Consider the following 17,368-nt stretch of genomic DNA (forward strand, 5'->3'; position numbering starts at 1 on the left):
TCGAAATCGAACCCCCGTTCATCGGGTGGGGTAACTGGGTAAGCGAAGCAATGAGCGAAGACCGGCAAGGCCGTTCCGGCGACAGCAACAAGATCCTGTACTGCTCGTTCTGCGGCAAGAGTCAACACGAGGTCCGTAAGCTGATCGCCGGGCCCAGCGTGTTCATCTGCGACGAATGCGTCGAGTTGTGCAACGACATCATCCGCGAGGAGCTCGAGGAGAAGGCGCAGTCGGCACGCAGCAGCCTGCCCAAGCCGCGCGAGATCCTGGAAGTGCTCGACCAGTACGTGATCGGCCAGCAGCGCGCCAAGCGCACGCTCGCCGTGGCCGTGTACAACCACTACAAGCGCATCGAGAGCCGGCAGAAGAACGACGAGGTCGAACTGGCCAAGTCCAACATCCTGCTGGTCGGTCCGACCGGCTCGGGCAAGACGCTGCTGGCCGAGACGCTGGCGCGCCTGCTCAACGTGCCGTTCACCATCGCCGATGCGACCACGCTGACCGAGGCCGGCTACGTCGGCGAGGACGTGGAGAACATCATCCAGAAGCTGCTGCAGAAGTGCGACTACGACGTCGACAAGGCGCAGCAGGGCATCGTCTACATCGACGAGATCGACAAGATCTCGCGCAAGAGCGAGAACCCGTCGATCACCCGCGACGTGTCCGGCGAAGGCGTGCAGCAGGCGCTGCTGAAGCTGATCGAAGGCACGGTCGCCTCGGTGCCGCCGCAGGGCGGGCGCAAGCATCCGCAGCAGGAATTCCTGCAGGTGGACACCAAGAACATCCTGTTCATCTGCGGCGGCGCGTTCGCCGGCCTGGACAAGGTGATCCAGCAGCGCTCCAACGACGCCGGCGGCATCGGCTTCGGCGCCAAGGTGAAGAGCTCCGAGCGCAAGCGCGAGGTCGGCAAGATCCTGGCCGACGTCGAGCCGGAAGACCTGATCAAGTTCGGCCTGATCCCCGAGTTCGTCGGCCGCCTGCCGGTGGTCGCCACGCTCGAGGAGCTGGACGAGCCGGCGCTGATCAAGATCCTGACCGAGCCGAAGAACGCCATCACCAAGCAGTTCAAGAAGCTGTTCGAGATGGAAGGCGTGGAGCTGGAGTTCCGCCAGGACGCGCTGCTGGCCATCGCCAAGAAGGCGCTCAAGCGCAAGACCGGCGCGCGCGGCCTGCGCACCATCGTCGAGTCGGTGCTGCTGGACACGATGTACGAGCTGCCGTCGCAGGAGAACGTCAGCAAGGTGGTGGTGGACGAGTCGGTGATCGAGCACAAGTCCGAGCCGTACCTGATCTACCAGACCCCGCCGGCGGCGCCCAAGGTCGCCTCCGCGGAGTGACCCGGGCGGGCGGTGCGCGGCGACCCCGTCGCGCGCCCCGTGCCTGCCGGTAAGTCGCTGAAACATAAAGGGGTTATGCGCTCCCCTTGCATCGTCCAGCCGATGGCCCCATAACGGGGCCATCGGCGTTTTTATGGCCGCCCGCATCGCGTTCCCGCCTCCCAAATCGGAATCCTCATGGCCCAGTCCCAATCCGAAGTCCTCGACCTGCCGGTCCTGCCATTGCGCGACGTCGTGGTCTTCCCGCACATGGTCATCCCGCTGTTCGTCGGTCGCGACAAATCCATGCGCGCGCTCGAGCACGCGATGGAGGCCGACAAGCGCATCCTGCTGGTCGCGCAGAAGTCCGCCGAGACCGACGACCCGGCGGCGGCCGACCTCTACAACGTCGGCACGCTGGCGCAGGTGCTGCAATTGCTGAAGCTGCCCGATGGCACCATCAAGGTGCTGGTCGAGGGCCTGTCGCGCGTCAGCGTCGACAAGGTCGCCGAGCGCGACGGCGCGCTGCAGGGCGAAGGCCGCGAGATCGACGCCGCCGAATCGCGCGAGGAGCGCGAGGTGGAGGCGATCGCGCGCTCGCTGATGTCGCTGTTCGAGCAGTACGTCAAGACCAACCGCAAGCTGCCGCCGGAACTGCTGCAGACCCTGTCCGGCATCGACGAGCCCGGCCGCCTGGCCGACACCATCGCCGCGCACATCGGCGTGCGCCTGGCCGACAAGCAGCGCCTTCTGGAAACGCTGGAAGTGGGCGAGCGCCTGGAGATGCTGGTCGGCCTGGTCGACGGCGAGATCGACGTGCAGCAGCTGGAGAAGCGCATCCGCGGCCGGGTCAAGTCGCAGATGGAGAAGAGCCAGCGCGAGTACTACCTCAACGAGCAGATGAAGGCGATCCAGAAGGAACTGGGCGACCTCGACGACGCGCCGGGCGAGCTGGAGGAACTGGCGCGCAAGATCGCCGAGGCCGGCATGCCCAAGCCGGTGGAGACCAAGGCCAAGGCCGAACTCAACAAGCTCAAGCAGATGTCGCCGATGTCGGCCGAAGCCGCGGTGGTACGCAACTACCTCGACTGGCTGCTGGGCGTGCCGTGGAAGAAGCGCAGCAAGGTGCGCAAGGACCTGAAGGTCGCGCAGGAAACCCTCGATGCCGATCACTACGGCCTGGAGAAGGTCAAGGACCGCATCCTCGAGTACCTGGCGGTGCAGTCGCGGGTGAAGCAGATGAAGGGGCCGATCCTGTGCCTGGTCGGGCCGCCGGGCGTGGGCAAGACCTCGCTGGGCCAGTCCATCGCCAAGGCCACCAACCGCAAGTTCGTGCGCATGTCGCTGGGCGGCGTGCGCGACGAGGCGGAGATCCGCGGCCATCGCCGCACCTACGTCGGCTCGATGCCGGGCCGCATCGTGCAGAACCTCAACAAGGTCGGCAGCAAGAACCCGCTGTTCGTGCTCGACGAGATCGACAAGATGTCGATGGATTTCCGCGGCGATCCGTCCTCGGCGCTGCTGGAAGTGCTCGACCCCGAGCAGAACAACGCCTTCAACGACCACTACCTGGAAGTGGACCTGGACCTGTCCGAAGTGATGTTCGTGGCGACCTCCAATTCGCTGAACATCCCCGGCCCGTTGCTGGACCGCATGGAAGTGATCCGCATCCCCGGCTACACCGAGGACGAGAAGCTCAACATCGCCGCACGCTACCTGGTGCCCAAGCAGCTCAAGGCCAATGGCCTGAAGCAGGACGAACTGGAGATCGGTGCCGACGCGATCCGCGACATCGTGCGCTACTACACGCGCGAATCCGGCGTGCGCAACCTCGAGCGCGAAGTGGCCAAGATCTGCCGCAAGGTGGTCAAGGAGATCGCCCTGGCCGGTCCGCAGCCGGCCGCCCCGGCGAAGAAGGCCGCAGCGAAGAAGGGCGCCGCGCGCAAGGACAAGGCGCGCGTCAGCGTCGGCTCGAAGAACCTGGACAAGTACCTGGGCGTGCGCCGCTACGACTTCGGTCGCGCCGAGGAGCAGAACGAGATCGGCCTGGTGACCGGCCTGGCCTGGACCGAGGTCGGCGGCGATCTGCTGCAGATCGAATCGACCCTGGTCCCGGGCAAGGGCGCGGTGATCCTGACCGGCCAGCTCGGCGACGTGATGAAGGAATCGGCGTCGGCCGCATTGTCGGTGGTGCGTTCGCGCGCCGAGCGGCTCGGCATCGAGGCGGACTTCCTGCAGAAGCACGACGTGCACCTGCACGTGCCCGACGGCGCCACGCCCAAGGACGGCCCCAGCGCCGGCATCGCGATGGTGACCTCGCTGGTGTCGATGCTGACCAAGGTGCCGGTCAAGTCGGAGGTGGCGATGACCGGCGAGATCACCCTGCGTGGCCGCGTCTCGGCGATCGGCGGGCTCAAGGAGAAGCTGCTGGCCGCACTGCGCGGCGGCATCCGCACCGTGCTGATCCCCGAGGAGAACCGCAAGGATCTGGCCGACATCCCGGAGAACGTCACCCGCGATCTGAAGATCGTGCCGGTGAAGTGGATCGACGAAGTGCTGGATCTGGCACTTGAGCGTCCGCTCGCGCCGAAGCCCGCCGCCGACGCCGAACAGGCACCGTCGCGGCGCAAGCAGAAAGCATCCTCGAACCCGCGCGTCAAGCACTGACGCGCGCTGAACCGCGCCCGCGCAAACGGCTCAAACCCGCGCCGTTGTTGGCTTTTCGGCTTGCGCGGGTATGGGCCCGCTGGTATAAATGCAGCGCTTGCGAGCACCGCGAACGGGCGTGCTTGGTAGTGCAAAACATATCCATCGGGGTCTCGCCCAGGCGAGGCAGGCCACGCCGACACCCGATCCTCAATCCGCGGTCTTCTGCCGCACATGGAGTCATCAAGAAATGAATAAAGCCGAACTGAACGACGCGATCGCCGCTGCCGCCGATATCTCCAAGGCCGAAGCCGGTCGTGCCATCGACGCCTTCGTGTCGGAAGTGACCAAGGCCCTGAAGAAGGGCGACAGCGTCACGCTCGTGGGCTTCGGCACCTTCCAGGTGCGCGACCGTGCCGAGCGCACCGGCCGCAACCCGAAGACCGGCGACTCCATCAAGATCGCGGCGTCGAAGAATCCGACGTTCAAGGCTGGTAAAGCGCTGAAGGATGCCGTAAACTAATCGACTCGCTAGGGTGCTTAGCTCAGCGGTAGAGCGTCTCCTTTACACGGAGAGGGTCGGGGGTTCGAAACCCTCAGCACCCACCAGAGCACCGAGCGACAGGTTTCAAAAGCGGAGTGGTAGTTCAGTCGGTTAGAATGCTGGCCTGTCACGCCGGAGGTCGCGGGTTCGAGTCCCGTCCACTCCGCCAGTTGTACCGAAGCCCCCGAGCGATCGGGGGTTTCGTTTCTCGCAGTCGCCGCCACGCGCCAGCGTCGGCCCGGCCGCTGCGGGAAAGCGGGCCTCGCGCCCGCCTCCGTTCAAACGCGGAGTGGTAGTTCAGTCGGTTAGAATGCTGGCCTGTCACGCCGGAGGTCGCGGGTTCGAGTCCCGTCCACTCCGCCATTTGTACGCGAAACCCCCGAGCGATCGGGGGTTTCTTTTTTTCCGCAGTGCGCTGGTTTGGTCGTCGATGCGCTCCGGATTCGCCGCCTCGACGCATGAGCGGCGCGGGTTGCCGGGCCGCCGGTTCTGCCGCAAGGCGTGAAGCGGGTTAAACTGCGCGGCTCGCCAATAGGCCGTCGGTTCCCAATGCTGCAGAAACTTCGCGAAAAGACCTCGGGCTGGATCGCCACCGCGATCATCGGTCTGTTGATGATTCCGTTCCTGTTCGTCATCGACAACAGCTACCTCGGTGGCGTCGGTGCCAACAACGTCGCCAAGGTGCAGGCGCCGCCGTCGTGGTGGTCGTCGGCGCCGTCGTGGTGGCCGGTGTCGCTGCTGTGGCAGCACCACGAAGTGAGCACGGAGCAGTTCCGTACCCGCTTCGAGCAGGCGCGCATCCAGGCGCGCGAACAGCAGGGCGAGAACTTCGATCCGCGCGCGTTCGAAAGCATCGACAACAAGCGCAAGCTGCTCGATCAGCTGATCGACGAGCAGGTGGCGAAGCTGTCGGCCGAGCGCGCCGGCGTGGTCATCGGCGATGCCGCGGTGCGCGATTACATCAGCTCCATGCCTGCGTTCCAGAACGACGGCAAGTTCGATCCGGAGCGCTACCGCCTGGCCCTGGCCTCGGGCACGCCGCCGCGGACGCCGACCATGTTCCAGCAACTGGTGCGCGACGCGCTGCAGCAGTCGGTGATTCCTTCCGGCATCGCGGAATCGGCGTTCGCCACCAAGCCGGAAACCGAGCGCCTGCTGAAGATGCTGGGCGAGACCCGCGACGTGGAGATGGCGCTGTTGCCGGAAATGCCGGCCGACACCGCACCGGTCAGCGACGCGCAGGTGCAGCAGTGGTACGACTCGCACAAGTCGGACTTCAAGCAGCCGGAAACCGTGACGATCGAGTACGTCGACCTCAACGCGGCCAGCCTGCCGCCGGTCAAGCCGGCCGACGAGGCGACGCTGCGCAAGCGCTACGACGACGAGAAGGCGCGCTTCGTCGAGCCCGATCAGCGGCTGGCTTCGCACATCCTGATCAGCGCCGGCAAGGACGCGGCCTCGCAGAAGGCGGCCGAGGCCAAGGCGGCCAAGCTGGCGGCCGAAGCCAAGCAGCCTGGCGCCGATTTCGCCGCGCTGGCCCGCGCCAACTCCGATGACCCTGGTTCCAAGAACGCCGGCGGCGATCTGGGCTGGGTGGAGAAGGGCGTGATGGTGAAGCCGTTCGAGGACGCGCTGTTCGCGATGAAGCCCGGCGAGATCGTCGGCCCGATCAAGAGCGAGTTCGGCTATCACGTGATCCAGCTGCGCCAGGTCAAGGGCGGCGAAGGCAAGTCGTTCGAGCAGGTGCGCGACCAGCTCGCCAGCGAGCAGTTGAAGGCAGACGGCGAGAAGGCCTTCAGCGACCTGAGCGGCAAGCTGGTGGACCTGGTCTACAAGAACCCGACCGCGCTGGCTTCGGCGGCGAAGGAAGTGGGCCTGCCGGTGCAGACGTTGGGGCCGTTCTCGCGCGCCACCGCCAGCGGCATCGCCGCACAGCCGGCGGTGCTGCGCGCCGCGTTCTCCGACACCCTGGTGCAGGACGGCACGGTCAGCGACCCGATCAACCTGGGGCCGAACCACAGCGTGCTGATCCGCGTGACCCAGCACCAGCCGGAGCAGATCCAGCCACTGGCCAAGGTGCACGAACAGGTCGTGGCCGCGGTGCATGCCGACCGCACCGCCAAGGCGGCCGCTGCCAAGGCCGATGCGCTGCTGGAGCGTTTGCGCAAGGGCGAGACCCTGCAGGCCCTGGCCGGCGCGGAGAAGCTGCAGATCAACCCGATGCCGGGTCTGCCGCGCAACGTGCCGATGCCGAGCGCGCAGGCCAGCCAGGCGATCTTCAGCGCGCCGCAGCCGGCCGACGGCAAGCCCTCGGTGGGCAAGGTCGAGCTGCCTGCCGCGCCGGGCACCGTGGGCAAGCGCTATGCGTTGTTTGCGGTCACCAAGGTGACGCCGGGCGACCTGAGCAAGGTGCCGGCCGAGCAGCAGACGATGTTCCAGCAGCAGCTGGCGCGGATCGAAGGCGAGGCCGATGCCAAGGCCTACGTCGATGCGATGCGCAAGCACTTCAAGATCAGCGTGCAGGAATCGCAGCTGTAACCGCGGCTTCGACAGCGCAAAGCGGCACGCAACAGGCCCGGCATTGCCGGGCCTGTTGCGTTTCAGGTGCGTGGTTTATCGGCGTGTGCGATTTGCTGTGGGGGAGGCGCGCAACGTTGACGCAAGTGTGGACGTGCGCCTGCCGATGGCCGGCATGCCTTCAGTGGCGCGAATGGGCGGCAAGCGCGTTACGTCGCTACCTTGGCCGGCGCGATGCGCTGTCCCTGCTGGCGGCCATCGAAACAGAGTCTGTTGCCGATGGCGCGTGCGCGCAGTTGCGCTAGCGGCTGGACGTGGCGATACGCCTGCCTTCCAGGCGCTCATGCTGATCGTAGGTGCCCATCGGGCCGAGGAAACGGGTGGTCATCCCCGCAGCGTGGCGGCACATCCGCGGACGTTGCAGCATGGGCCGGGCCTCGTCCCGCCGCAGCGGGAGTGCGATCAGTCCTCGTAGCTCAGCACCATGCCGGGACGCAGCACGCTGCGCGCGGACAGGCCGTTCTTCATCAGCAGCGCCTGCACGGTGATGCCGTAGCGCTTGGCGATGTTCCAGGCGGTGTCGCCGTCGCGCACGGTGTGCGTGTGGCGGGAGCGTGCGCCGGCGCGCGTGGCACGGTTCGGCGCGGGAGTGTCGTCGGCGCTGGCCACGGTGGCGACGACCGGGGCGTCGTCCTGCGCCGGCGTCGCGGTGTCCTGGGCCAGCACGGGGCCGCCCAGACTGCGCGGCGCCAGCACCGGCAGCGCGCGCTTGGTGCTGCGGCCACTGCCCAGGGCCGGGTTCAGCCGGGCGAGCTGATTGCCCTGCAGCGCCTGGCGCCGCGCCCATTCGTCCAGTGCCATGCCGGCGGGCAGGGTCTGCGCCTGCAGGATCGGCACGTCGCGGTCCAGCGAGGCCATCCATTCGTCGCGGGTCTGCGCCTGTTCCAGCACGCAGGCCAGCGCGTGCAGTTTCTCGACGTAGGCGTAGGTGACCGAGGACAGCCCGGGCAGCTTGTCCGGCTGCGCGTTCTGCGCGTTCATGCCGGCGCGGCGCATCGACTGCAGCACGCGGTATTCGCCGGCGTTGTAGGCCATGATCGCCAGGCGCCAGTCGCCGCCGAACATGCCGTGCAGGGTCTTCAGATAGCGCACTGCGGCGCGGGTGGAGTCCACCGCGGACAGACGGCCGTCGTAACCGTTCTCCAGCGGGACATCGTGGTTGCGCGCGGTGCCCGGGATGAACTGCCACAGGCCGGCGGGGCCGCTGCTGTTGCGCGCCGCCGGGCGGTAGCCGCTCTCCACGAACGGGATCAGCGCGAATTCGGTCGGCAGGTTGGCCGCACGCAGTTCGTCGACCACGTAGCCGAACAGCGGCAGCACGTCCTCGTCCTCGTCGGCCAGCCGCGACGGCGCGCGCGAGAACTGCTGCTGCCAGCGCGCGTCGGTGGCGCCGGCGTCGCAGCGCGCATCGGCCAGGCCGTCGCGGAAGCGGGCGAGGATGTCGTGCCCGTTACGGGTGGTCGGCGGCGGCAGCGCCGCCGCGTCCGTCGGCAGGCCGTTCAGGCCGGCTACGGTCTGCTCAAGTGCCGCTGCAAGCGGGGTCGCGGCCGCCACGGGGGGCGCCGCCGACGCTATCGCCAGCGTCAGCGCCGCCGTCAACGCCAGCGCCCTCATGCGCGGAAATCGTCTTTCCAGCGCCTCAATTCGGCGAAGACTTCCACTTCGTCGGACACCCCCCGGCCGAGCCGGGCGCCGATCGCCTGCTGGATCGCCGCCGAAGCGGTGCGCAGGAACGGATTGGTCGCCAGTTCGCTGGCGAGAGTGACGGGAACGGTGGGGCGGGCAGCGTGACGCATGGCCTGGGCTTCCTGATGGCGCTGCCGCAGGGCAGCGTTGGTGGGATCGACCGTGACGGCGAATGCCGCATTGGCCAAGGTGTATTCGTGTCCGCAGCAGACCAGCGTCTGCCCCGGGAGGGCGGACAGGCGCTGCAGCGAACCCAACATCTGGGAGGGCGTACCTTCGAACATGCGCCCACAGCCCAGGCTGAACAGCGTATCGCCGCTGAACAGATGACCCTGGCCGACGTAGGCCAGGTGCGAGCGGGTATGGCCGGGGACGGCCAGGGTATCGAACTGCCAGTCCAGCACCTTCACGACCTCGCCATCTCCGACCCGCTCGCACGAAAATCCGGCAATGCGAGGGTCGTCCGGCGCGTACACCGGCAGATCCGGCCAGCGTTCGCGCAAAGCGGCGACGCCACCGATATGGTCGTCGTGGTGATGGGTCAGCAGGATGGCGGCGGGTTGCAGCCCTTGGGCCGCGGCCTCCAGCACCGGCTCGGCCTGGCCTGGATCGACCAGCAACGCACGCCCGTCGTCCGTGGCGATCGCCCAGATGTAGTTATCCTGGAATGCGGGCAGGGCGATCAGTCGCATAGAATTGGCACCATGCCTGCCGTGTCGCTCCCTCGTCAAGCCAACGTCTCATCCTGGTTTGATACTGCCGGGGCGCAGGCGTTGCTGCAGGTCGAGCAGCCGCTGATCCTCGACGCCTTGCTCAAGCGCCCCGCGCAGCCCTGGCTGTGGCTGGCCCCGGTGCCGCTACCGCCCCCCGCGCGCGAGCTGCCGGGGCGGGGCGTGCGCCTGCACCGCAGCGCCTGCGGCTACGCCGGCGACCTGGTGTGCACGCTGCCACTGCCGCTGCCGTCGGAAAGCGTCAACGCCATCGTCCTGCAGCACGTGCTCGCCGCCGACGCGGCGGCGCTGCTGGAGGAATGCGAGCGCATCCTGATGCCGGGCGGGCGGCTGTGGCTGTTCGCGCTCAATGCGGTGAGCCCGTACCGGCTGCGCTGGCGCCGCCAGGGCCTGGTGGCGCGTCCGCCAGGTAGCTGGCGCGGCCTGCTCGAACAGGTCGGCCTGCCGTGCGTGGAGCAACTGCGCTATCTCGGGCCGGTGTGGCCGACCCGCGGCGGCGTCGGCCCGGCCACCTCCACCGCGCCGCTGCGCGCGGTCTGCCTGCTGCAGGCGGAAAAACGCACCGCCGCCGGCATCGGCCCCATTCCGCTGCGCGCGCCGGTCCGCTGGCGCGGCTCGGTCGCTTCCATCTGAACACGGAGTTTCATGAAGACTGTCGACATCCATACCGATGGCGCCTGCCTCGGCAACCCCGGCCCCGGCGGCTGGGCCGCGCTGCTGCGCTACAAGGGACTGGAGCGCGAGGTGGCCGGCGCCGAGGCGCACACCACCAACAACCGCATGGAGCTGATGGCCGCGATCATGGCCCTGGAGACGCTCAACGAGCCGTGCCAGATCGTGTTGCACACCGACTCGCAGTACGTGCGCCAGGGCATCACCGAATGGATGCCGGGCTGGGTGCGCCGGCAGTGGAAGACCGCCGGCGGCGATCCGGTCAAGAACCGCGATCTGTGGGAGCGGCTGCATGCGGCCGCGCAGCGGCATACGATCGACTGGCGCTGGGTCAAGGGCCACAACGGCGATCCGGACAACGAGCGGGTCGATCAGCTGGCGCGCAACCAGGCCCTGCACGTGCGCGCCGGCGGCGCCGCCGTCGCGACCTGATCTTGTCTTCCTTTTCCGCTGCGAGTCCCATGCGTCAGATCATCCTCGATACCGAAACCACCGGCCTGGAATGGAAGAAGGGCAACCGTGTCGTCGAAATCGGCGCGGTGGAACTGCTCGAACGCCGCCCCAGCGGGCGCAACTTCCATCGCTACCTGCGCCCGGACTGCGATTTCGAACCCGGCGCGCAGGAAGTCACCGGCCTGACCCTGGATTTCCTTGCCGACAAGCCGGAATTCCACGAGGTGGTCGACGAATTCCTGGAGTTCATCGACGGCGCCGAGCTGATCATCCACAACGCCTCGTTCGACCTGGGCTTTCTGGATTACGAACTGTCGCGGCTGGGCGAGTCCTACGGCCGCATCCTCGATCGCGCCACGGTGATCGACACCCTGCTGCTGGCGCGCGAGCGCTTTCCGGGTCAGCGCAATTCGCTGGACGCGCTGTGCAAGCGGTTGGGCGTGGACAACTCGCACCGGCAACTGCACGGCGCGCTGCTCGATGCGCAGATCCTCAGCGACGTGTACATCGCGCTGACCTCCGGGCAGGAGGAGATCGGCTTCGCCCTGGCCGAGGACGGCGCCGCGCATGCGGCGGCACAGGGTCCGGCATTCGACATGACCATGCTGCTGCCGCGGCCGCGGGTGTTGCCGACGGCCTCGGAACTGGAAGCGCACCAGGCGCGGCTGGAGAAGCTGCGCAAGAAGGCGGGCCGCGCGCTGTGGGACGACGCCGAACCGGTCGTGGCGGACGCGGTGGCCGGCTGAAGGGCGCTCGAATGACGATGGGACGCCTGTTGTAGGAGCGGCGTCAGCCGCGACGGAGCGTTCCCGGTAAAGCCCGGTCGCGGCTGCAACTGCTCCTGCAGGGCAGCCTGGCCGGCTTGAGCGTTGAGAATGCAGTATCCAGCGGTGCCCTGACGTGGTTTGCGCGGACGGAGCGGCGGCCGCGCCGCACCGAATTCAGTGACAGCGCACCAGGATCGCGGTGATGTTGTCCGAGCCGCCTTCGTCGAGCGCGGCGGCGACCAGCATGTCCACGCATTCCTGCGCGCTGCAGTCGTCGTGGCCCAGCGCGTTGGCCAGGCCGGCATCGTCCACTTCCTCGGTGAGCCCGTCGCTGCACAGCAGCAGGCGCATGCCCGGGCGCAGCTCGCCGGTCATCGTCGCCACGTTCAGGTGCTGCGGATCGGTGACGCCCAGCGCCTGGGTGACCACGTTGCGGTGCGGATGCGCGCGCGCCTGTTCGGCGGTGAGCGCGCCCTGCGCGATCAGTTCCTGCACGTAGCTGTGGTCCTGGCTGAGCTGGGCCAGCTTGCCGTCGCGCCACAGATAGGCGCGGCTGTCGCCGACCCAGGCCACCTCGAAGCGGTTGCCCTGGACCCGCGCCGCCACCACCGTGGTGCCCATCGGCAGGGTGTCGTTGCGGCGCTGCGAGGCGCGGATGATCTCCTCGTCGGCGATGCGGATGGCCTGCGCCAGGGCGGTGCCGCCGCGCACTTCGCGCACGATGGCCTCGCGCGCCAGCGCGCTGGCGACCTCGCCGCAGGCGTGGCCGCCCATGCCGTCGGCCACCAGCCACAACCCTAGTTCGTGGTCGCCGTAGTAGGTGTCCTCGTTGAGGTCGCGGCGCAGGCCGACGTGGGTGAGATGTCCGAATTCGATCATTGCGCGCCTGCGGCCGGCCGGTGTTTTCTGGGGTCGATGGGCATCATCGCGGTCGCGCGCGGATCAGGCAATCGCCGCGCGCAGCACGCAGCAGGCGGGGTTCATCGCCCCGCGGCGCCGGGGCGCTGGCGGGGGCTCGGCGCCTGGCCGCTTGTCCGCGCGCGGCGGGGACCGTATGATGCACGCCCCCGGTCCGCCGGGGACCACCCGGGAAGGTGGCAGAGTGGTTGAATGTACCTGACTCGAAATCAGGCAGGCGTTTATAGCGCCTCGGGGGTTCGAATCCCCCCCTTCCCGCCAGTTTCATCGCGCGCGCGCCCTCCAGCGGTCGCAGAGTGTGATCGGTGCAGGGGTGGGGGGTGAGAAGCCCCGCGGGTTCGACCCATCGGCGACAGCCGATGCGCACGGCGCAGCCGCCCGCAGGGCGAGGTGCAGCATGCACCGCGTGCATCCCCCCTTCCCGCCAGTTTCGCATGAGGCCCCGTCAGGGGCCTTTTGCTTTTTGGCGCTCGCGACAGTGTGCCGACGCTGGCTTAAGGCGTCGCCGTTACACTCTTCCTTCTCCTGTTTTTGGTGTCTGCCATGTCCGAAATCCTGGTGCCCGTGTCCTTCGGCGAATTGCTCGACAAGATCGCCATCCTGCAGATCAAGTCCGAGCGCATCGAAGATCCGGGCAAGCTGGCCAATGTGCGTGCCGAACTGTCGGCACTGGAAAAGACCTGGATGGCGCATCCGGCGGCCGGCGGCGACGTGGCGCGCCTGCGCGCGGAACTGAAGGCGGTCAACGAGCGCCTGTGGGTGATCGAGGACGAGATCCGGATCAAGGAGAAGGCGCAGGCCTTCGACGAGGAGTTCATCAAGCTGGCGCGCAGCGTGTACTACGAAAACGACGAACGCGCGCGGCTCAAGAAGGAAATCAACCTGGCCCTGGGCTCCAGCTACGTGGAAGAGAAGTCCTACCAGGACTACCGCAACGCCTCGGTGTGAGGGCAGAGTTCCGGGAGGCGTTGCCGTCTCCCGGAACGCGCCGCACCTCAGTTGCGTGCGACCACCAGTCCGGTCAGGCGCCGCACCAGCGGCAGCACCAGCAGCAGGGTGGGGAAGGCCACCAGCCAGGACAGCGCCCAGGCGCCGAGCCAGAGCGTGCCGACGCCGGGCGCCAGCCCGACGCTGCGCAGGGTGCTGATCATCGAGACGATGCAGGTCATCAGCACCGACAGCAGCAGCGGGGTCACCCAGGCGGCATGGCGCGGGGACAGCTTGCGGGAAAACAGCGGGGAACGTGACATTGCGGACTCTCCGTAAGCCGGTCGATCGAAGGCGCCACCCGCCAACGGCCTGCCAGGCCCGGGCGGGAAACAGCCCCGGACGGATCCGGCGCAGTTGGCGCGTTGATTGACGTAAACGCTTACGGCGGCTCCTGCGGGCCGGGTCGGCGGCAGGACGCGCAGCGATGGTAGAGCGGCGCCGCGGGCGCCGCAACCGGGCTCAGTGGCCGTGGTCGGCGCGATAGCGCTCGAATGCGGCGATCGCATCGTCCACCGCGATGAGTTCCATCACCCCGTCGAACTCGATCTTGCTGCCCCACTTCAACTGCGCGGCCGGCTTGCCCAGGTACTTGCGCGCGGCGGCGTCGTACTTGTCCACGCAGTAGCGGATGTCCGAATACGGGCCGCTGCGGCGCGGGTTGCTGGCCGCGTGCAGGCCCAGCACCTTGGTGCCCATGGCGTTGGCGATGTGCATGGGGCCGGAGTCGGGTGTCATCACCAATGCGGCGCGCTGCAGCAGCGCCGGCAGTTGCTTGAGCGTGTCGCGGCCGACCAGGTCGAGCACCGGCGTGCGCGCCGCCGCGACGATGGCGTCGGCGGTGCTGCGCTCCAGGTCGCTGCGGCCGCCGCACAGCACCACCCGCCAGCCCTGCGTGGCGGCATGGTCGGCCACCGCGGCGTAGCGCTCGGCATACCAGTTGCGACGCTGGTGGCTGGAGCAAGGTGAGATCAGCAGCGCCGGACGGCCGTCCTCGGGCCATTGCGCACGCGCCCAGGCATGGGCGTCCTCGGGCACCGGCAGGTCCCAGCGCACTTCGGTCTGGCGCAGCCCCAGCGGCTCGCAGAAGCTGCCGATCGCCTCCAGCACGTGGATGCCGGGGCGGTCGGGGATGCGTTCGTTGACGAACAGGCCGTGCAGGTCCTTGGAGCGGCTGCGGTCGTAGCCGATGCGGCGGCGCGCCGGCACGAACGCCGACAGCACGTTGGCGCGCAACGCCACCTGCATCTGCAACAGTGCGTCGAAGCCTTGCGCCGGCAGGGCGCGGCGCAAGGCGCGCATGCCGGCCAGGCCGCTGCGCTTGTCGTACGGGTGGAACACCACGCCCGGCAGGCCGTCGAGCAGCTTGTGCCCGGCCTTGTCGATGATCCAGTGCAACGCCGGCGCCTGCGGCCAGGCGCGCTGCAGGGTCCGCACCAGCGGCACCACGTGGGTCACGTCCCCCAGCGCCGACAGGCGCAACAGGCACAACGAAGGGAGCGTTGCCGGCATGGTGTTGTTAGACTCGCTGGATGGTTGCATTCGACGCCACCGAAGCACTGACGCCGTACCGCGAGGGCCGCGGCTACGGGGCCATTCTGTTCGACCGCGAACGGCTGCGGCAAGCCGAACCGGCGCTGTTCTCCGCCGCCGCCTGGGGCGAACGCGCCCGCCCGGTGGATGCCGGCGGCCGCGGCGGCGCCTGGTTCGTCGATGCCCCGTTCGGCAGCTGCGTGTTGCGCCAGTACCGCCGCGGCGGGCTGGTCGCCAAGCTGGTCCGCGACCGCTACCTGTGGACCGGTGCCGACCGCACCCGCAGCTTCGCCGAGTTCCGGCTGATGCGTGCGCTGATCGCGCGCAAGCTGCCGGTACCGCGGCCATTGGCGGCCTGTTATCTGCGCCAGGGGCTGCGTTACCGTGCGGCGATTCTGATGGAGCGGCTGGAGGGTGTGCGCTCGCTGGCCGAGCGCGCGCATCTGGCCGGCCGCGGCGCGCCGTGGGAGGAGGCGGGGCGGCTGATCGCGCGCTTCCATCGCGCCGGCCTCGATCACGCCGACCTCAACGCGCAGAACATCCTGTTCGACGGCAACGGCCGCGGCTGGCTGATCGACTTCGACCGCGGCGTGCTGCGCATTCCTGCCACCCGCTGGCGCGAGCGCAACCTCAAGCGGCTGCGTCGTTCGCTGCTGAAACTGCGCGGCGAGCGCAGCGTCGATGCGGTGGAGAAGGACTACGCGCGCCTGCGCCGCGCCTACGACCTGGCCTGGGAGCGCGGCTGCTGATGACGGACTGGGCACTGCGTTTCCAGGGCGTGGGCAATGCCTCGGCGGTGGCGCTGGGCTCGCCAATGGCCACCATCGAGCGCGACGGCCGGCCGTGGCTGACCATCGACTGCGGTGGGGAGGGGCTGACCGCCTATCAGGCGCACTACGGCGCGATGCCGCAGGCCTTGTTCGTCACCCACGTGCACCTGGACCACGTCGCCGGCTTCGAGCGGCTGTTCGTGGACAGCTATTTTTCCGAGCGTCGCGGCAAGGTGCGCCTGTACGTGCCGGCCACGGTGCTGCCGCTGCTGCACCGCCGCGTGGCCGACTACCCGAACGTGCTGGCCGAGGGCGGCGCCAACTTCTGGGATGCGTTCCAGCTGATCGCGGTGGGCGATGCGTTCTGGCACGAGGGAGTGCGCCTGGAGGTGTTCCCGGTGCGTCACCACTGGCCGGAGACCGCCTATGGCCTGCGCCTGCAGGGCGCGCTGGTGTGGAGCGGGGATACCCGGCCGATCCCGGAAATGCTGAACCGGTATGCCGACGACGGCGAACTGGTGGCGCACGACTGCGGTCTTCACGGCAACCCGTCGCATACTGGCGTGGACGACCTGGAGCGGGAATACCCCGCCGAGCTGCTGCAACGGACCATGCTCTACCACTACGCCAGCGCCGAGGATGCCGAGGCCCTGCGCGCCCGCGGCCACCGCGTGGCGTGCCCGGGCGAGCGCGTGGCGCTGACGGCGCCGAGCGCGCCGCAGGTGCCGGCGGGATGAACGCGCTGCCGCGCCCGCCGCTCGCGTCGGCGACGCCGGCGGACCGGCGCGGGCGGCCGTTGCGCGACCTACGCCTGTCGGTGATCGAGGCCTGCAATTTCCGCTGCGGCTACTGCATGCCGGCCGACAAGGTGCCGGATGATTACGGCTTCGACGCCGCATCGCGGCTGTCGTTCGCGCAGCTGGAGACGGTGGCCCGCGCCTTCGTCCGCAACGGCGTCAACAAGCTGCGCCTGACCGGCGGCGAACCGCTGCTGCGCCGCGATCTGCCCGAGTTGGTGCGGCGGCTGGCGCGCATCCCCGGCGTGGACGATCTGGCCATGACCACCAATGGCGCGCTGCTGGCGCGGCATGCGCAGGCCTTGCGCGAGGCCGGCCTGCGCCGTGTCACGGTCAGCCTGGATGCGATCGAGCCGGCGGTGTTCCGACAGTTGTCCGGCGGCCGTGGCGAGATCGCGCAGGTGCTGGAGGGCATCGACGCGGCGGTCGCGGCCGGGCTGGGGCCGGTCAAGCTCAATTGCGTGGTCCAGCGCGGCATCAACGACGACCAGGTGCTGCCATTGTTGGCGCATTTCCGCGGCAGCGGCCATGTGCTGCGCTTCATCGAATACATGGACGTCGGTACCTGCAATGCCTGGCGCCGCGAGCGGGTGGTGCCGGCCGCCGAGTTGCGTGACCGCATCGCCGCACGTTGGCCGCTGCAGGCGCTGGCGCCGCACTACCCGGGCGAGGTCGCCGCGCGCTATGCGTTCGCCGATGGCGGCGGCGAGATCGGTTTCGTCACCTCGGTCAGTACGCCGTTCTGCGGCGATTGCCACCGCGCTCGCGTGTCCGCCGATGGCCATCTCTACACCTGCCTGTTCGCGGGCGAGGGCACCGATTTGCGGCCGGCGCTGGCGGGGGGCGAGGAGGCGCTGGCCGAACGCGTGCGTGCGCTATGGGAACGCCGCGACGATCGCTACAGCGAACTGCGCGGCGCGGCGACCGCCACGCGCGGCAAGCACGTCGAAATGTTCCTGATCGGCGGTTGA

General features: G+C 68.6%; 16 protein-coding genes and 4 tRNA genes. 15 read left to right on the plus strand and 5 right to left on the minus strand.

Annotated elements, in window-relative coordinates; translation table 11 throughout:
• The first annotated feature begins 50 nt into the window (after nucleotides 1–50).
• From clpX to CEK66_RS16180, 7 genes are all read left to right on the plus strand, one after another.
• On the plus strand, nucleotides 51–1,337 hold the full coding sequence (gene clpX, locus CEK66_RS16150) for an ATP-dependent Clp protease ATP-binding subunit ClpX (RefSeq protein ID WP_017907830.1): 1,287 nt from the start codon (nucleotides 51–53) through the stop codon (nucleotides 1,335–1,337).
• Between the two features lie 177 nt (nucleotides 1,338–1,514).
• Nucleotides 1,515–3,983 (plus strand): endopeptidase La, encoded by a 2,469-nt coding sequence (lon, locus tag CEK66_RS16155; protein WP_148828566.1) that lies wholly within the window; start codon nucleotides 1,515–1,517, stop codon nucleotides 3,981–3,983.
• Between the two features lie 88 nt (nucleotides 3,984–4,071).
• The gene (locus tag CEK66_RS16160) at nucleotides 4,072–4,485 is read left to right on the plus strand and encodes an HU family DNA-binding protein (RefSeq protein ID WP_157835168.1); all 414 of its coding nucleotides are present in this window, start codon (nucleotides 4,072–4,074) and stop codon (nucleotides 4,483–4,485) included.
• Between the two features lie 11 nt (nucleotides 4,486–4,496).
• A tRNA-Val gene (locus CEK66_RS16165) sits at nucleotides 4,497–4,571 on the plus strand.
• Nucleotides 4,572–4,598: 27 nt separating this feature from the next.
• Nucleotides 4,599–4,675: transfer RNA gene (locus CEK66_RS16170), tRNA-Asp, on the plus strand.
• 117 nt (nucleotides 4,676–4,792) lie between these two features.
• Nucleotides 4,793–4,869: transfer RNA gene (locus tag CEK66_RS16175), tRNA-Asp, on the plus strand.
• Nucleotides 4,870–5,055: 186 nt separating this feature from the next.
• Nucleotides 5,056–7,044 (plus strand): peptidylprolyl isomerase, encoded by a 1,989-nt coding sequence (locus CEK66_RS16180; RefSeq protein WP_152237579.1) that lies wholly within the window; start codon nucleotides 5,056–5,058, stop codon nucleotides 7,042–7,044.
• 441 nt (nucleotides 7,045–7,485) lie between these two features.
• Here the strand turns inward: CEK66_RS16180 and CEK66_RS16185 are convergent, their stop codons facing one another.
• Complete coding sequence (locus CEK66_RS16185) at nucleotides 7,486–8,697, minus strand: lytic transglycosylase domain-containing protein (protein WP_152237580.1); 1,212 nt, start codon at nucleotides 8,695–8,697, stop codon at nucleotides 7,486–7,488.
• The gene (gene gloB, locus CEK66_RS16190; protein ID WP_043092954.1) at nucleotides 8,694–9,461 is read right to left on the minus strand and encodes a hydroxyacylglutathione hydrolase; all 768 of its coding nucleotides are present in this window, start codon (nucleotides 9,459–9,461) and stop codon (nucleotides 8,694–8,696) included. Before gloB ends, CEK66_RS16185 begins: the two co-directional genes overlap by 4 nt.
• 12 nt (nucleotides 9,462–9,473) lie before the next feature.
• Here gloB and CEK66_RS16195 point away from each other — a divergent pair, with 12 nt between their 5' ends.
• From CEK66_RS16195 to dnaQ, 3 genes are read left to right on the plus strand one after another with little or no spacing between them, the layout of a single operon-like run.
• Nucleotides 9,474–10,133 carry a hypothetical protein gene (locus CEK66_RS16195; RefSeq protein WP_193312690.1) on the plus strand — a complete coding sequence of 220 codons (660 nt, stop codon included), beginning with the start codon at nucleotides 9,474–9,476 and terminating at the stop codon, nucleotides 10,131–10,133.
• 12 nt (nucleotides 10,134–10,145) lie between these two features.
• Nucleotides 10,146–10,604: a ribonuclease HI gene (gene rnhA, locus CEK66_RS16200; protein WP_017907823.1), complete on the plus strand. Its 459-nt coding sequence runs from the start codon at nucleotides 10,146–10,148 to the stop codon at nucleotides 10,602–10,604.
• 29 nt (nucleotides 10,605–10,633) lie between these two features.
• A complete protein-coding gene (dnaQ, locus tag CEK66_RS16205) occupies nucleotides 10,634–11,371 on the plus strand; it encodes a DNA polymerase III subunit epsilon (RefSeq protein WP_017907822.1) in 738 nt (245 codons plus the stop codon).
• A 195-nt stretch (nucleotides 11,372–11,566) separates the two neighbouring features.
• Here the strand turns inward: dnaQ and CEK66_RS16210 are convergent, their stop codons facing one another.
• Nucleotides 11,567–12,271 carry a protein phosphatase 2C domain-containing protein gene (locus CEK66_RS16210; RefSeq protein ID WP_017907821.1) on the minus strand — a complete coding sequence of 235 codons (705 nt, stop codon included), beginning with the start codon at nucleotides 12,269–12,271 and terminating at the stop codon, nucleotides 11,567–11,569.
• A 209-nt stretch (nucleotides 12,272–12,480) separates the two neighbouring features.
• Here CEK66_RS16210 and CEK66_RS16215 point away from each other — a divergent pair.
• Nucleotides 12,481–12,571, plus strand: a tRNA-Ser gene (locus tag CEK66_RS16215).
• Between the two features lie 282 nt (nucleotides 12,572–12,853).
• A complete protein-coding gene (locus tag CEK66_RS16220) occupies nucleotides 12,854–13,258 on the plus strand; it encodes a DUF6165 family protein (RefSeq protein ID WP_148828570.1) in 405 nt (134 codons plus the stop codon).
• Between the two features lie 47 nt (nucleotides 13,259–13,305).
• Here the strand turns inward: CEK66_RS16220 and CEK66_RS16225 are convergent, their stop codons facing one another.
• Together CEK66_RS16225 and CEK66_RS16230 are read right to left on the minus strand one after the other, a co-directional pair.
• On the minus strand, nucleotides 13,306–13,560 hold the full coding sequence (locus CEK66_RS16225) for a DUF2798 domain-containing protein (RefSeq protein ID WP_043092951.1): 255 nt from the start codon (nucleotides 13,558–13,560) through the stop codon (nucleotides 13,306–13,308).
• Nucleotides 13,561–13,759: 199 nt separating this feature from the next.
• Nucleotides 13,760–14,809: a glycosyltransferase family 9 protein gene (locus CEK66_RS16230; RefSeq protein WP_152237581.1), complete on the minus strand. Its 1,050-nt coding sequence runs from the start codon at nucleotides 14,807–14,809 to the stop codon at nucleotides 13,760–13,762.
• A 20-nt stretch (nucleotides 14,810–14,829) separates the two neighbouring features.
• Between CEK66_RS16230 and CEK66_RS16235 the strand changes: the two genes are divergently transcribed.
• Genes CEK66_RS16235 through moaA form a run of 3 tightly spaced genes read left to right on the plus strand, consistent with a single transcriptional unit; the run spans nucleotide 14,830 to nucleotide 17,368 of the window.
• Nucleotides 14,830–15,579 carry a 3-deoxy-D-manno-octulosonic acid kinase gene (locus tag CEK66_RS16235; RefSeq protein ID WP_017914809.1) on the plus strand — a complete coding sequence of 250 codons (750 nt, stop codon included), beginning with the start codon at nucleotides 14,830–14,832 and terminating at the stop codon, nucleotides 15,577–15,579.
• Nucleotides 15,579–16,337 (plus strand): MBL fold metallo-hydrolase, encoded by a 759-nt coding sequence (locus tag CEK66_RS16240; RefSeq protein WP_152237582.1) that lies wholly within the window; start codon nucleotides 15,579–15,581, stop codon nucleotides 16,335–16,337. The genes CEK66_RS16235 and CEK66_RS16240 overlap by 1 nt, the downstream gene beginning before the upstream one ends.
• Complete coding sequence (gene moaA / locus CEK66_RS16245) at nucleotides 16,334–17,368, plus strand: GTP 3',8-cyclase MoaA (RefSeq protein WP_152237583.1); 1,035 nt, start codon at nucleotides 16,334–16,336, stop codon at nucleotides 17,366–17,368. Before CEK66_RS16240 ends, moaA begins: the two co-directional genes overlap by 4 nt.

The sequence above is a fragment of the Xanthomonas sp. LMG 12460 genome (assembly GCF_009192895.1).
Classification (GTDB): Bacteria; Pseudomonadota; Gammaproteobacteria; order Xanthomonadales; family Xanthomonadaceae; genus Xanthomonas_A; species Xanthomonas_A sontii.

What these genes read in the sequence shown, in the direction of transcription:
- clpX (WP_017907830.1), top strand. Translation starts at nt 51, where the DNA reads ATGAGCGAAGACCGGCAAGGCCGTTCCGGCGACAGCAACAAGATCCTG.
- lon (WP_148828566.1), top strand. Translation starts at nt 1,515, where the DNA reads ATGGCCCAGTCCCAATCCGAAGTCCTCGACCTGCCGGTCCTGCCATTG.
- CEK66_RS16160 (WP_157835168.1), top strand. Translation starts at nt 4,072, where the DNA reads ATGCAGCGCTTGCGAGCACCGCGAACGGGCGTGCTTGGTAGTGCAAAA.
- CEK66_RS16180 (WP_152237579.1), top strand. Translation starts at nt 5,056, where the DNA reads ATGCTGCAGAAACTTCGCGAAAAGACCTCGGGCTGGATCGCCACCGCG.
- CEK66_RS16185 (WP_152237580.1), bottom strand. Translation starts at nt 8,697, where the DNA reads ATGAGGGCGCTGGCGTTGACGGCGGCGCTGACGCTGGCGATAGCGTCG.
- gloB (WP_043092954.1), bottom strand. Translation starts at nt 9,461, where the DNA reads ATGCGACTGATCGCCCTGCCCGCATTCCAGGATAACTACATCTGGGCG.
- CEK66_RS16195 (WP_193312690.1), top strand. Translation starts at nt 9,474, where the DNA reads ATGCCTGCCGTGTCGCTCCCTCGTCAAGCCAACGTCTCATCCTGGTTT.
- rnhA (WP_017907823.1), top strand. Translation starts at nt 10,146, where the DNA reads ATGAAGACTGTCGACATCCATACCGATGGCGCCTGCCTCGGCAACCCC.
- dnaQ (WP_017907822.1), top strand. Translation starts at nt 10,634, where the DNA reads ATGCGTCAGATCATCCTCGATACCGAAACCACCGGCCTGGAATGGAAG.
- CEK66_RS16210 (WP_017907821.1), bottom strand. Translation starts at nt 12,271, where the DNA reads ATGATCGAATTCGGACATCTCACCCACGTCGGCCTGCGCCGCGACCTC.
- CEK66_RS16220 (WP_148828570.1), top strand. Translation starts at nt 12,854, where the DNA reads ATGTCCGAAATCCTGGTGCCCGTGTCCTTCGGCGAATTGCTCGACAAG.
- CEK66_RS16225 (WP_043092951.1), bottom strand. Translation starts at nt 13,560, where the DNA reads ATGTCACGTTCCCCGCTGTTTTCCCGCAAGCTGTCCCCGCGCCATGCC.
- CEK66_RS16230 (WP_152237581.1), bottom strand. Translation starts at nt 14,809, where the DNA reads ATGCCGGCAACGCTCCCTTCGTTGTGCCTGTTGCGCCTGTCGGCGCTG.
- CEK66_RS16235 (WP_017914809.1), top strand. Translation starts at nt 14,830, where the DNA reads ATGGTTGCATTCGACGCCACCGAAGCACTGACGCCGTACCGCGAGGGC.
- CEK66_RS16240 (WP_152237582.1), top strand. Translation starts at nt 15,579, where the DNA reads ATGACGGACTGGGCACTGCGTTTCCAGGGCGTGGGCAATGCCTCGGCG.
- moaA (WP_152237583.1), top strand. Translation starts at nt 16,334, where the DNA reads ATGAACGCGCTGCCGCGCCCGCCGCTCGCGTCGGCGACGCCGGCGGAC.